At 67.3% G+C, this 14,452-nt stretch carries 7 protein-coding genes; 3 read left to right on the forward strand and 4 right to left on the reverse strand.

The genetic code is table 11. The features are described 5' to 3' along the window. Positions 1–350 precede the first annotated feature (350 nt). On the reverse strand, positions 351–2,972 hold the full coding sequence (locus WDM91_13225) for an alpha/beta fold hydrolase (protein MEI9995551.1): 2,622 nt from the start codon (positions 2,970–2,972) through the stop codon (positions 351–353). A gap of 156 nt (positions 2,973–3,128) precedes the next feature. Between WDM91_13225 and WDM91_13230 the strand changes: the two genes are divergently transcribed. Then, a complete protein-coding gene (locus WDM91_13230) occupies positions 3,129–3,578 on the forward strand; it encodes a PaaI family thioesterase (GenBank protein MEI9995552.1) in 450 nt (149 codons plus the stop codon). Positions 3,579–3,696: 118 nt separating this feature from the next. Beyond that, positions 3,697–5,235 carry a carboxypeptidase M32 gene (locus WDM91_13235; protein ID MEI9995553.1) on the forward strand — a complete coding sequence of 513 codons (1,539 nt, stop codon included), beginning with the start codon at positions 3,697–3,699 and terminating at the stop codon, positions 5,233–5,235. A 283-nt stretch (positions 5,236–5,518) separates the two neighbouring features. Here the strand turns inward: WDM91_13235 and WDM91_13240 are convergent, their stop codons facing one another. The 3 genes from WDM91_13240 to WDM91_13250 form a co-directional block, all read right to left on the reverse strand. After that, complete coding sequence (locus tag WDM91_13240; GenBank protein ID MEI9995554.1) at positions 5,519–6,466, reverse strand: SDR family NAD(P)-dependent oxidoreductase; 948 nt, start codon at positions 6,464–6,466, stop codon at positions 5,519–5,521. Between the two features lie 104 nt (positions 6,467–6,570). Beyond that, a complete protein-coding gene (locus WDM91_13245; protein MEI9995555.1) occupies positions 6,571–9,024 on the reverse strand; it encodes a TonB-dependent receptor in 2,454 nt (817 codons plus the stop codon). A gap of 160 nt (positions 9,025–9,184) precedes the next feature. Continuing rightward, positions 9,185–11,245, reverse strand: a complete 2,061-nt coding sequence (locus tag WDM91_13250) for a sulfotransferase (GenBank protein MEI9995556.1) — start codon at positions 11,243–11,245, stop codon at positions 9,185–9,187. A gap of 26 nt (positions 11,246–11,271) precedes the next feature. Here WDM91_13250 and WDM91_13255 point away from each other — a divergent pair, with 26 nt between their 5' ends. Beyond that, a complete protein-coding gene (locus WDM91_13255; GenBank protein ID MEI9995557.1) occupies positions 11,272–14,304 on the forward strand; it encodes a glycoside hydrolase family 38 C-terminal domain-containing protein in 3,033 nt (1,010 codons plus the stop codon). Positions 14,305–14,452 lie beyond the last annotated feature (148 nt).

Genomic DNA, 14,452 nt, shown 5'->3' on the forward strand with positions numbered 1-14,452 from the left:
CCGGGCGGGCGCTGCGGCAATGCCCTCCCGGCACCATATATCATGTCTGTGCTCTGTCTGTCCTGGCCCGCGACAGCGCCTCAACTGGATCGCTGCTGTTGCAGTCATCGCATTTGGATGGAGGTCCGTCCGCATCGAACAGCCTGAAAAAAATCTGAAACAAAATATCGTCCGCCGCGCCGCCGTGTGGGGCTTGTCCTCGCTTGCGCGCGGATTTCTCCGCATCCGCCGCGCCTTTCGCGCGCATCGCGTGGGGATAACTCGACAACGAAAAAATTATCGGACCCTCTTGAACCGAGTCGGTCCAAACCCCATTTGCGCCATATCCCCACAATTGCGAGAGAACGAGATCAGCCCTGCATGAGGGCCGAGAGCGCCGCCGCGACTTGCGCGGCGTTCGCGCCCTGCACCATGGAGCGATGATCGCCCGGAACGATCCGTATACGGATCGATGCGGCGCGCGTCTTCCAGTATCGCGCCACGTCCAGCATCCACGGATCTTCCTGCACCGGAACGACGAGCCCGACCGGACCGTCATACCGTGCGGGGCGATAATCGCCGATGGCCAGCGTCGTGGCGTCGTGCACCGCCTGCAGGGCAGGCGGGATGTGCAGCGCCGGTGCCGCGACCGCTTGCGGCGCAGCGCGCCGACGCAGCCGCTGTGTCAGCGACGCCGCCGCCTGCACCGCATGCCCAAGCCCGTCGCGCAGCGGCAAGGACGAAAGGACGCCTGCATGATGCCGTGCCCGTTTGGCGATGTGTCTCGCCCAGGTAGCGAAGGGCCATTGCCGCATCGGGATCTGCGTATCGATCAGGGTCAGCGATGCCGGCCGCATCTGCCGCGCCATCTCGAAGGCGATCAGGCCGCCGGCCGAATAGCCGGCCAGGTGGAACGGCCCGTCGGGATAGGCCGCGCGGATCGCGCCGAGATAGTCCGCCGCCATCGCGGCGACGGAGGCGCCCGGCGCCTCGCGCCCGTCGAGACCGCGCGCCTGGATTCCGTAGACGGCGCCTTTGCCCGCGATCCGGCGGCCGAGCGCGAACAGCTCCATCACATTGCCGCCGATGCCGTGCACGATGAAGAGCGGCGTGCCGTCGCCGTCCCGGATCCGCACCAGCGGCGAGAAGGCGGCCGTCTCCCGCCGGTCGATCGCGGCGGCCAGCGCGGCGATGGTCGGCGCGGCGTAGATCATCGTCACCGGCAGCGCGACGCCGAACGCCTCCTCGACGGCGAACATCAGGTTGAGCGTGGACAGCGAGTCGCCGCCGGATTCGAAGAAATCGTCGTGCCGCCCGATGGCGTCCGTATCGAGCACGCGCTGCCAGATCGCCGCGATCGCCGTTTCGGTCTCGCCGGTCGGCGCATCGCTGGACGGAAGGGCCGCCAGCACCTCGCGGCCCTGCCAGTCCGCATCGAGCGCGCCGAGCGCCGCCATGTCGAGCTTGGCGCTGGCAAGGCGGGGGATCGCCGCGACGGCATGGATGCGCTGCGGCTGCAGGGCAGCCGGAAGCCGATCGCGCAGGGCGGCCTTGAGCGCCGCGGTATCGACCGCGCCGACGACATAGGCGATGAGCCACCATTGGGCGCCGACCCGGCGCGGGAAGACGGCGGCGTCGTGCACCCCGTCGCAGCGGCGCAGCGCGGCTTCGAGTTCGCCGGGCTCGACCCGCTGGCCGCGGATCTTGAGCTGGCGGTCCTTGCGGCCGATCAGGTCGATCAGCCCGTCGGCGCGCAGCCGCACGAGATCGCCGGTGCGCAGCACGCGGCAGGAAGGGTCGTTCGCCGCGGCGGGAAAATCGCCCGCCTCGACACGCCCGTCCCGCCAGCGCCCGAGCGCGACATAGGGACTGCACACGACGAGCTCGCCTTCCTCGCCGGGCGTCACGGCCTGGCCGTCCTCGCCCAGGATGGCGAGCGCGTTGCCGGCCAGCGGATAGCCCAGCGGGACGCGCGAGCCCTCGCGCGGGAAACCGTTCGGCACGAACCATTGCATGATCGGCGCCTCGGTCGAGGAATAGCCGAGCTCGATCCGGCAGTCCGGCGGCAGCCAGGCGCGCAGAGCATCGACGTCGCTCCACAGCACGGCGTCGCCGCCGACCCGGAGAACGCGCAGCGACTCCGGCGCCGGCGTCCCGAGCTGCATCAGGGTGCGCAGCAGCGCCGGCACGCCGTACATCATGGTGATGCCCGCATCGTGCAGGCGGTTCAGGATCTGCCGTGCCCCGGCGCGCTGGACGTCGATCAGGTGCAGCGTCGCGCCGGTCAGCAGCGCGGTGAAGCGCTCGCGCAATCCCGCGATGGTGCATTCGGAGCTGAGCGGCAGGAAGCGGTCCTGCACATCGACATGCGCGGCGTCGACATATTGCGCGACGCGGCGCAGCAGGGCGCGCTGGCCGTTGACGATGCCCTTGGGCTTGCCCGTGCTGCCGGAGGTGAAAAGGACGAAGGCCGGATCGTCGGGACCCAGCGGCTGCAGCGGCGCGGCGCGGTCGTGCGGCGCCGACAAGTCGAGACGGCGTATGCCGTCCGGCACGAGCCCGGCCGTGTCGGGATCGTCGAAGCGCGCGACGATCGCGGCCATGCCGCAATCCTTCACGACCTCGGCGAGCCAGGCGCGCGGATAGTGCGAATCCAGCGGCACGAACAACCGTCCCGCCGCGAAGCAGGCGAGCATCGTCAGGAGGAAATCCGCGGAAGTCGGAAGCAGGATGCCCACAAGATCGCCCGGCGCCGTCTCCGCCGCGATCCAGCCGGCGAGACTCGCGACCGCGGCCTGTGCCGCGCGGTAGGTGAGCGCGGCCGTACCGTCGTCGAGCGCGATCCGGTCCGGATGTGTCTGCGCGATACTTGCAAAGCGTTCCGAGACGGATGCGTCGTTGTCCGGGAACGGCACAAAGGCGCGAACGGGGCCGTTCCAATCCAACGGGTAGTTGGAGCGGTCGAACCAGGGCGCGGTCAGTCTGTGCAACACGATCCGACGATAGCCTCCACCCGACCAACAAATCCTGAAGGGAGCTCGCGTCCCGCCGCGGGACGGCATGCTCCCTGCAAAGACGTCGCATGCAGGATTTATTCCCGGCTTGCAGGGGCGATTCCCGTCCCGAACCGGGCCGACACGGAGGCCACCATGCTCCACGTTGACACAGCCAGGCTCATTGCCGTCCCCGCAAACGACAGCGAGCCGCCCGCGCCCAAGCCCTTGACGCCGGCCGAGCAGCCCTTCCCCCGGCTCATCGGCCTCGAGATCACCGAAGCGACGCCGCAGCGCGTCCGCGCCACCCTGGCGGCCCGCAACGAATTGTGCCGCTCCGGCGGCACGCTGCATGGCGGCGCGATCATGTCGCTGGCCGACATCACCGCCTCTTGCGGCGCGTTCCTGAACCTGCCCGAAGGCGCCAAGACGACGACCATCGAAAGCAAGACCAATTTCCTCGGCGCGCCCAAGGAAGGGGCTCCGATCTTCGCCGAGTCCGTGCCGCTGCATGTCGGCCGCCGCTCTTCGGTGTGGCAGACCAACGTCACCCGCGAAGACGGCAAGCTGGTCGCGGTGGTGATCCAGACGCAAATGGTGATTTGAGTTTCGCTCAACTTGTCATCCCCGTCCCTCGCGCTCGACGGGGATGACAACGGAGTTTGAGATTTCGCCCGGCGAGAATCCGCTCTACTCTCCGCCTCGGGGTCCATCCGAGGTCATCATGCCGCCATCGCCGTCGCAGGCCGATCCTTACGCGCGCGCCGCCGCGAAATTCGCGCTGTCGTCCAAGCTCGCCAGCATCGAGGCGCTGATCGACTGGGATGCCCAGACCAACATGCCCAAGGGCGGCAGCTGGGCGCGCGGCGAACAGCGCGGCGCGCTGGCGGAGGTCACTTCCGACCTGACCGGCACGCCGGAGGTCGGCGCCCTGCTCGACGAGGCGCAGGCCTACGCCAATGTCCTCGACGACGCCGATCGCGCCAATCTGGCGGAGATGCGCCGGCTCTGGGTCCACCGCGCCGCGGTGCCCAAGGATCTGGTGGTCGAACGCGCACGGGTGTCGCAGGCGCTGCAGGCGGCCTGGCTGGAGGCCAAGGCGAACAGCGATTTCTCGCTCTTCGCGCCGGGGTTCAAGACGCTGATGGCGATCCACAAGGAGGTGGCGGCGGCGAAAGGCGCCAAGCTGGGCCTCGCCCCTTACGACGCGATGATGGACGAGCAGGACCCCGGCCTGACCGGTGCGGTGATCGATCCGATCTTCGACGATCTCGCAGCCGATCTGCCCGGCCTCCTCGCAGAGGTTCGCGAACGCCAGGCAAGGTGGCCGGCGGTACTCGACTTCGGCGGCGACTTCTCGGTCCCGAAGCAGAAGGCGCTGTCGGAGAGGCTGGCGCGGATCGTCGGCCATTCGCCGGAGACCAGCCGGATCGACGAGGCGCCGCATCCCTTCTCGATGCCGCATTCGCCGGGCGATGTGCGCTTCACCACGCGCTACAGCGAGGACAAGTTCCGCTATTCGGTGGCGGCGACGCTGCATGAAGCCGGCCATTCGATGTACGAGCTGAACCTGCCGCGCAAGCTTGCCTTCTCGCCGGTCGGCTTCGCGCGCGGCGCCTCGGCGCATGAGAGCCAGTCGCTGATGCTGGAGATGATGGCGGGACGGAGCAAGGAATTCCTGCGCTTCCTGGCGCCCTTGCTGCACGAATATCTCGGCGGCGACCCGGCGCCGTGGCAGCCGGCGAATGTGCTGAACTTCTTCCGCCGCGTCGACGACGACTATATCCGCGTCAACGCGGACGAGATCTCCTATCCCCTGCATGTGATCCTGCGCTACCGGTTGGAGAAGGCGCTGCTCGGCGGCGATCTCGCCGTCGACGACATCCCGGGCGCCTGGAACGAGATGTTCGGGAAACTGTTCGGCCGCGTGCCGCCCAATCACGCCAAGGGCTGCCTGCAGGACATCCACTGGGCGGCGGCGCTGTTCGGCTATTTCCCGAACTACGCGCTGGGCGAAGCGCTGGGGGCGCAGTTGTTCGAGCGGGCCTGCGCCGACGATCCGGCGATCCTGCCGGCGCTGGAAATGGGAGACTTCAAGCCCTATTTCGCCTGGGTGCGCCCCCGCATCCATGAGCAAGCGAGTCTGAAGAGCTTCGACGACATCGTCATCGCCGCCACCGGCGAAAAGCTCTCCGCCGCCGCGCTGAAGCGCCATGTGCGGCGGCGCTATCTCGAAGAGCCGCTGGATCAGAGTCCGTCGTGATCCGTTTGAATCACGCCTGTCATCCCGGCCAAGCGATGCGTCAGCATCGCACCGGTCCGTAGCGACAGCGTACGGACGGACCCATTGCGCAAGTGTCTCGATGGGTCCCGGCTCTCGCTCCGCTCGGCCGGGATGACATTTTGCGGAGGGGCTGTGCCTGCCGTCCATCCTTCGACGAGCTCAGGATGAGGTTTGTGCCTGGATCCGCGTTCATGCGCTGTGCCTCGATGGCCCTCGCCCTGAGCCTGGAAGGGCGAGGGCCACGCTCAAATGCTGCAGCCTGCTAAATCCGCCACTCCGTCCCCTTGACCAGGGCTTCGTAGAACTCCGGCGCATAAGCAGTCTCCGGCGCGGCGCGGACCTTTTCGTCGAGGAATTGCGCATCCTTGCCCACCAGGATGCGCCAGCGGTCTTCGCGCACGCCGTCGAGGATGATCTTGGCCGCTTGCGCCGCGCTCGTCGGCGCGCTGTCGCGGAAGCCATCGCCGGCCGCCTGGACGAACTGCAGCACCTGCGCGTCGCTCAGCGCCGCGACGTTGATCCCCTGCGCCGCCAGCATGCCGCGCGCCCCGGCAAGGTCGCCCGGCCCTCCGCCGGAGAGGATCTTGCGCGAATTGGTCACGATCTCGGTGCCGATATGGCCCGGCATCACGACCGAGCATTTGATGTGCGGCGCGTTCACGGCGAGGTCGGTGATCAGCGCTTCGGTGAAGCCCTTCACCGCGAACTTCGCGGCCGAATAGGCGGTGTGGGGCCGTCCCGGGCCGATCGAGGCCCAGAATCCGTTGACCGAGGAGGTGTTGACGATATGGCCTTCGCTCGCCTTCATCAGCAGCGGCAGGAAGGCGCGCACGCCGTGATAGACGCCGCCCCAGCAGACGTTGAAGGTCTTCTCCCACTGGCCGCGGTCGCCGTTGACGATCGAGCCGCCGCCGCCGATGCCGGCATTGTTGATCAACAGGTGGATCTTGTCGGTGTCGAGCTCGCGCCGCACCGTCTGGGCCCAGCTGTTGACCTGGTCCTCGATGGCGACGTCGGCCACCGTGCCGATCACCCTGGTGCCTTGCGGTGCCTGCGCCAGGGCGAGGCGCTGGGTCTCCGCCATGTTCTCGGCGATCACGTCGCACATCGCGACCGTGCAGCCCTCGGAGGCCAGCTGGATCGCCAGCTCGCGCCCCATGCCCGTGCCGCCGCCCGTTATGACGGCGATCTTGCCCGCGAAGTCCTTCATGCTGCGTCTCCCGATTTTTTGTCAGCGCAGTGTCGGCGAGCACGCGCGGGGAGGCCAGCGAAATTTGCCGGCCTTCGCTTACGCCAAGGTAAGGAAATCGGGGCTTAGTCGATCTTGTGCGTGACCCGGATCCCGAAGGTGCGCGGCTGGTCGGTCGCCGTGTACAGCGTGCCTTCGCAGGTCTGCACCGTGCACTGCGCCGAACGGTACAACTGCTCGCGCTCGTCGAACGCGTTGGCGATCGTGAGATCGACGCCCCAGTGATCCGTCTCCGCGCCGAACGAGAAGTCCGCCGTGGTGAACGCCTTGAGCGGACCCAGCACCGAGCGCACCGGCACCGGCATCGACAACGGGTCGCCGGACGTCGGATCGGCCGCGTTGAGGCGCAGGTCGGCCCAGCTCGTGCTCTGATAGACGAGTCCGCCCTGCACATGCGCCAGCAATCCCTGGAAAGGGAATTCGTAGCGCGCGATCATGTTTGCCTTGAACTTCGGGGTTCCCGGAAGCTGCGTGCCTTTTGGCGCGTCCGGCTGCCAGGGATCCACCGGACCGGGACACTGATTGATGATCACGCCGCCGACCACCGGCCCGCAATAGTCGGTCGTCAGGTGCGCATCGGTATAGGTGCCGGCGCCCGAGAGCGACAACCCTTCGACCGGCTGCCAGACGAAATCGCCTTCCGCGCCGTAGATGCGGGCGTTGCCGGCATTGTGGATTTCGGTGAACGCGTTCTGGCCGAGGAACGAGAACTGGAAGCGGTTCCAGTCCTCGATATAGGCCGCGACGTTGACGTGCAGCGTGTTGTCGAACCACCCGGTCTTGGCGCCGATCTCGTAGTTCGTCAGCCGGTCCGGCTGATAGTTCGGGACGGTGGCACGGCGATTGACGCCGCCAGGCCGGAAGCCGGTCGACCATGTCGCATAGACCATCCGGTCGTCGTCGATGCGCCAGGTGGCATTCAGCTTGTGCGTGAAGCCGCTCTCGTAAACCGACGCGTTCAAATCCGTGCAAGGCGTGTTCGGCACGATCGGCGGCCGGCCCAGACAGCCGGCAACACCGGTGTGCGACGAGTAGTCCGAACTGAAGCCGAAGAAGCCCTGCAGCGAGTTCGCCGCATAGAACACGCGTCCACCCGCCGTCAGCGTGATGTCCGGCGTCACATCATACGACACCTGGCCGAACGCCGCGACGTCGATGTCCTCGCGCTGCTGGTTGGTGAGCCAGAGCGTTCCCGGCCAACCCGGCACCGACATCTGCGGCACGCCCGGATCGGCGTTCTCGTCCGACAAGCCGGCGACCGTGTAGTTCTGCAGGATGTGGTGCGTCTGGCGCTCGAAGAACAGCCCGCCCAGCCAGCGAAAGGGGCCTTCCTGCGGCGACGACACGCGCACTTCCTGGCTGAGCTTGGTGAAGTGGTCCTTCTCCAGGATGTACTGCTGCGGGTCGATGAGGTTGTTGTGGTTGTCGACGGTATAGGCGCCGTAGCCGTGCAGCGTGTCGTAGAAGAACGAATAGTCGGTGTAGTCCGACGCCGCGTTGATGTTGCGTTCCATATAGCCGCCCGAATAGACGACATCGAGGTTGCTGATCTTGCCCTGCACCGTCAGCGCCGCCTGGTACCAGCTGTCATGCGCGAAATCGGGGAAGAACTGCTGCACCTTCAGATCGCCGAGGCTCGCGTCGTAGCCGAACAGGCCGCTGCTGTTGGTGCGCTGGACGATGAGCGACGGGGAGAGCGTCCAGTTGTTGTCGAGATCGATCTCCGCCTCGAGGCGCCCGCCGGCGGTGTCGGAGACGTTGAAGTCGTTGCGCACGACCGCCGCGTTGGTGACGGTGATGCCGGAGGTCGGGAAGGTGCGCGAACCGGGGATGTTGTCGATATAGCCCGCGTCGTGCTCGTCATAGGCGACGAGGCGGATCGCGATCTTGTCGGTCAGCGGCAGGTTGACGAAGCCCTCGGCCTCGTAGCCGATGCCGCCGTGATCGACGGTGTCCACCCCGGCGTCGAAGCCGCCATAGGTGCCGGTGAAATCCGGCTTGTTGGTGATGATGCGCAGCGTGCCGGCTTCCGAGCTCGCGCCGTACAGCGTGCCTTGCGGACCCGACAGCGATTCGACGCGCGCGATATCGTAGACATGCACGTCGAGCGAGCCGCCGATCGTCGTGATCGGCTGCTCGTCGAGATAGACGCCGACGGTCGGCAGCGAGCCGGAATGGTTGCCGTCGCCGCCGCTCGAGACGCCGCGCATCGAGACGTTGGCGAAACCCGGTCCGCCATTGCCCGCGCCCGCGCCGCCCACCGTATAGGTGACGCTCGGCAGATAGCGCGCGTATTGGGCGAAGTCGGTGATCTGAAGCTGCTGCAGCTTCTCGGTCGGCAGCGCCTGGATGCTCAGCGGCACCTTCTGGAGGTCTTCGCTGCGCTTCTCGGCCGTGACCACCACGGTCTCGATGCCGCCGCCGGTGTCCGCGTCCGCGGCAAGCGCCGGCACGGCGACGCCGGTCAACATGGTGGTGGTGAGAAGCAGCTGCCAAAGCGCCGGACGGCCCTTGGTCAAAATCGAATGACCCCGCATCGCGAGTATGTCCCCCCAACAACAGATGTCGCCCCCGAACGCGGGCAGAACCCCGGTCTCACATCTGTCATAAGTTGAAGCGCCGGCCGTTGAGCCGTCAATGGCCGCGGCCGGAGCGGCACGCGAAAAATGCTGCACCGCGTCAGATCGGCGGCGACTGCGGGTAATCCTGCAACACCGGGCCCAGGGCAGTCTCCAGCGGACCAAGCCAAGGCCCGAAATGCCGCCATTGATTGACGCCCTCGCGGGAGATCGGGCGGCGGACCTGTTCGGAACTCGCAGTGCGCACGGCACGGTCATTCTGGTGAAATTGCAGGCAGCCGGCTTCGAACGGCAGACCGCAATACGCCAGCAGCCGGCGCACTTCGCCTTCGGGATCGTCGACCATGGTCTCGTAGAGAACGCGGTGGATGCGGCCGGGCAGGACGGCGTCCATATGGGTCATCAGCGCGACGTAGTCGGCGTAATAGCGCCCCAGCTCGATGAGGTCGTAGCTGAACGCCTGGCCGCGCGCGAAGTGCTGCTTGAAGGCGGAGAAGCAGCAGCCCAGCGGATGGCGCCGCGCGTCGACGATCTTGGCCTTGGGCAGGATCAGATGGATCAGTCCGGCATGCGCGAAATTGTTCGGCATCTTGTCGATGAAGAACGGCCGATCCGTCTTGCGCTGCACGCGGGTGCGTTCGAGATATTCGGCGCCGAGTTCGGCACGCTGCTCTGCCGTCAGGTCGGCCAGCATCTCGGGATAGTTCGAAGCTTGGCTGCGCGCCTTGCGGCCGGAGAGCCGCCGCGCGATGGCGATGATGTCCGGCAGCTCCATCGTGCCTTCCACCTGGCTGTGGGTCGCCAGGATCTGTTCGACCAGCGTCGAGCCGGCGCGCGGCAGGCCGACAATGAAGATCGGATCGGGCGCCGGATCGCCCTGCCCCGCACGCCCGGCAAAGAAGCCAGGCGTGAAAACGGCCCGCGAACGGCGCACATGATCGGAGGTTTCCTCGGCGTCATAGACGACGGATTTACGCCGCAGCGCATTGCCGGCTGCGTAATGCGCGAAGGCTTCTGCATAGCGGCCGTCGTCCTCCAGCGCCTTGCCGAGCGCGAAATCGAGATGATAGCGGTCCTCGCCGTCCAGCGTGTCACGCGCGAGGCCGGCCCGCATTGCCTCTTCGTCGTCACGGCCGAAGCGCACGGTCTTGAGATTGGCGAGGCTCCACCACGCCTCGCCGAGCGTCGGCGCCAGCGCGATGGACTTGCGATAGGCCGCGACGGAGTCGGCCTGCCGCCCGACCGCCTTGAGCGCATGGCCGTAGCTCATCCACACCTTGGGCTGATTGGGAAACCCCTTGAGCACGTCTTCGTAAGCCGCAATGGCCTGCGCATACTCGCCGATCTGGCCATAGGCCGCGCCCTTCAGCGCACGATAGGCGGGATTGCGCGGATCGCTGCGTTGCAGGATCTCGATCTGCGCGATGGCGTCGAGCGACTTGTTCTGACGGTGCAGGACGACGGCATAGTTGTGCCGCGCCGCGACAAAGCCGGGCGCCAGCTCGAGGCACCGCGCCAGCAGGATCTCGGCATCGCCATAGCGACCCAGCCGCGCCCCGACCTCGGCCAGCATGCGCAGCGCCGCGATACTGTTCGGATCGGCTTTGAGGAAATCGCGCAGCAACCGTTCGGCGACCGCGAGCTTGCCGTCGCACAACGCCCCGGCGGCTTCCAGGAGCTTGGGATCCTTGGTCGCGCTGCGCAGCTGCCGCGCCGTGGCATCGGCCGCGGCGGCATCGTCGCCCAGCAGGGCATGTTGCTCGCCGAGCGCCGACCAGGCCTCGGCGAAGTCCGGGTTGAGCCTCGTGGCTTTCCGCAACGCCGTGACGGCATCGCGTCCTTCGCCCTGCGCGGCGCGGACGAGCCCGAGCTCGAGCCAGACGGACGCCGCGCGCGGCTGCGCGGCGGCGAGCGCTTCGAGCGTCGCAAGCGCTGCGGCGAGGTCGCCCTGCCGCCGCTGCGCCGCGCCCAGGCAGAGCAGCGCCTGCGGATGGCCGGGCACGGCCTCGAGGATTTCGCGGGCCTGCTCGGCCGCGGCGGCGGGGTTGCTGTCCAGCAGCCGCGCGGCGTGGGCCAGCGCGGCAGCGAGCGTCCCGGTCGGTGCGGCAGCGTCCGTCATGCCGGCCGATAGAAGTGTCTGCCGGCCAAGCCTGTCAACCACGCGCCGAATTGTCTTAAGGTCCAGCCATGAACGACGAAGTCCCGACCGAATTCCAGCGCATCCGCGGCCGCTATGCCGGCTATACCCGCACCCGCCTGGCGCAGTTTGCACGGCGGCTGCAGCGCACCATCCACCCCGCTCGCGCACCGGTCCAGAACATCGAGCTGGCTGGACCGACGGACCGTATCTCTTTCGAAGAAGCGACCGAATTGACCTATCGCAACATCGCGCTTGGCGAGCCGCTCGGCCCGCTCTGGGCGACCTATTGGGCGCGGGTGACGGCGCAGGTTCCGGAGGCATGGCGCGATGCGCAGGTCGAGCTCTATTGGGATTCGAAGTCCGAGGCCATGCTCTGGCAGGGCGGCCGTTCGCTGCAGGGCCTGAACCCCGGGCGCAACACGGCGCGACTGGTCGACGCGGCCACGGGCGGCGAGACGCTTACGTTCTATGTCGAGATCGCTTGCAACCGGGCCTTCGGCGCCGCGGAAGCCGGCCATCCGCCCGCCATGCCGTATCGGCTTGAGGCCTGCGAGCTTCGCCGCCTCGATCCCGAGGCGTGGTCGCTGTTCCACGATTTCGACGTGCTGCGCCAGCTCGAGGCCGACCGCGAACCGGCCCAGACGCCGCGCTCGACGGGCGGCGTGGCTCCCAAGCTCGTGCGTCCGGCACTGGACACGACCTGGGCCGGCAGGCTGCTCCACGATCTCAACCGGGTCTGCAACGTGCTCGATCCGGAGGATCGCGCGACCTGGCCGGCCGGTCGCGCGATCCTCAGCGCCCTGCTCGGCGCGACGAATGGCAGCGTGGTCCACGCCCTGTCGGCCATCGGGCACGCGCATATCGACACCGCCTGGCTGTGGCCGATCGAGGAGACGCGGCGCAAATGCCAGCGCAGCTTCGCCAATGTATTGGCCCTGATGGACGCGTATCCCGAATTCAAATTCGCTTGTTCGCAGGCGGCGCAATACGTGATGATCGAAGAGGACAATCCCGCGCTCTTCGCCCGCATCCGGGCGAAGGTCGCAAGCGGACAATGGATTCCGATCGGCGGCAGCTGGGTCGAGCCCGATTGCAACCTGCCCAGCGGCGAAGCCATGTGCCGGCAATTCCTCTACGGCCAGCGCTATTTCGAGCGGACGTTCGGGGCGCGGGCGCGGGTGTTCTGGAATCCCGACGTCTTCGGCTATGCCGGGCAATTGCCGCAGCTGATGCGCGAAGCCGGCATGGACCGCTTCCTCACGCAGAAGCTCTCCTGGAACCGCTTCACCGCGCCGCCGCATCACAGCTTTCACTGGCGCGGCATCGACGGCAGCGCCGTGCTGACCCATTTCCCGCCGGCCGACACCTATAACGGCATGGCGACGGTGGAAGAGCTGCGCTACCACGCCGCCAATTACAAAGATGCCGATCGCACCACGGAGGCGCTCTATCTGTTCGGCTATGGCGACGGCGGCGGCGGGCCGGATGCGACGATGATCGAAAGCCTGCGCCGCACCGCCGACCTGCTCGGCGTCCCGCGCAGCGAAACCCGCGATCCGAACGAATTCTTCGACCGTCTGGCGCGCGACGCCGGCGATTTCGCGACCATCGAAGGCGAACTCTATTTCGAATATCACCGCGGCACCTACACCAGCCAGTCGGAGGTCAAGCGGCTCAACCGGCTGATCGAGGGCCGGTTGCAGGATCTCGACTATCTGTGCACGAGAGCGATGCTCGCGGGCAAGCAAACACCGTCGCGCACCGAAGTCGAAGACCTGTGGCGCGTGCTGCTCACCAACCAGTTCCACGACATCCTCCCCGGCAGCTCCATCGGCGAGGTCTATGTCCGCAGTCGCCGCGAGCTCGGCGAGCTGGCGGACAAAGTCGAGGCACAGAACCGGGCGCTCATCGGCGAAGGCATGGTCCCGCTCAACCCCATCGGCTTCGCCCGCGACGAGATCGTCACCGCGCCCGACGGCGCCCTCTGCCGGGTTGTCGCGGAGCCCTTCGCCAGTGGCCGCATCGAAGACACGCGAGAAAGCGCGTCGCTGACCGAAACGGCGGATGGCATTGTCCTGGAAAACAGCAAACTGCGCGCCACGCTCACGCGCGGCGGCAGCGTGGTGTCGTTGATGCTGGCCGGTCGCGAGATGCTGTCCGGCGAGGCCAACCGCTTTGTCCTGTTCGACGACCGCCCGACGGCCTTCGAGGCCTGGGACATCGATCCCTTCGCGTTGGAGACCGGCCGCGTCACGCCGCCCGCCGAACGCTGCGAGATCGTCTCGCGCGACCCGCTGCGCGTCGCCGTCCGCTTCGAACGAAGGCTCGGCGGCAAGAGCCGTGTCGTTCAGACGATCAGCCTCGACGCCGGCGCCCAGCGCCTGGACTTCGATACCGAGATCGACTGGCACGAGCGCCGCACCCTGGCCAAGGTCGCCTTCCCGGTCGCGCCGCAATCGCCGCGCGCCACCTATGAGACGATGTCCGGCGCCGTCGAGCGTCCGACCCACGCCAACAGCGATGCCGACCTTGCGCAATACGAAGTCCCTGGCCATCGCTGGGCCGATCTGTCGGAGCCCGGCTTCGGCGTCTCGCTGCTGACGGATTCCCGATACGGCTATGCGACCTTCGGATCGACCATGAGCCTCACCCTGTTGCGCGGCACGCAATCGCCGGATCGCGACGCCGATATCGGCGTACATCGCTTGCGCTATGCGCTGTATCCGCATGACGGCGACTGGCGGCGGGCCGGCACGGTCGGTGAAGCGCTACGCTTCAACCGGCCCATGCTGTGGACCAGGGGCGCGAGCGACACCCTCGCGCGGCCATTGGCGGTCGCGGAGCCGAGCCATGTCGTGATCGACACGATCAAGCCGGCGGAAGACGGCGAAGGCTGGCTGCTGCGTCTCTATGAAGCGCATGGCAGCGCCTGCGAGTCGCGGATCGCGCTCGGCGTTCCGGTGCGCACGGTGATGCGGAGCAACACGCTGGAGGATCGCCTGGAGGCGATTGCCGTCGAAGACAATGCCGTCACGCTGGCGCTCCGGCCATTCCAGATCGTGACGTTGCGGGTCTCGTAGCGGGCGGCCCGCCGACGGCGAATATCGGTTGCGGCTTCGATGGCTCGACCGGCCATTCGTGGCCTGAAAACGTCATGGGAAAAAAAGATTCACCCCACGGGGAACCAAAAAACACAAAGTGAGTTCGAACGGGTGGCGGAGAATTCTC

Source organism: Rhizomicrobium sp., from assembly GCA_037200385.1.
Taxonomy (GTDB): domain Bacteria; phylum Pseudomonadota; class Alphaproteobacteria; order Micropepsales; family Micropepsaceae; genus Rhizomicrobium.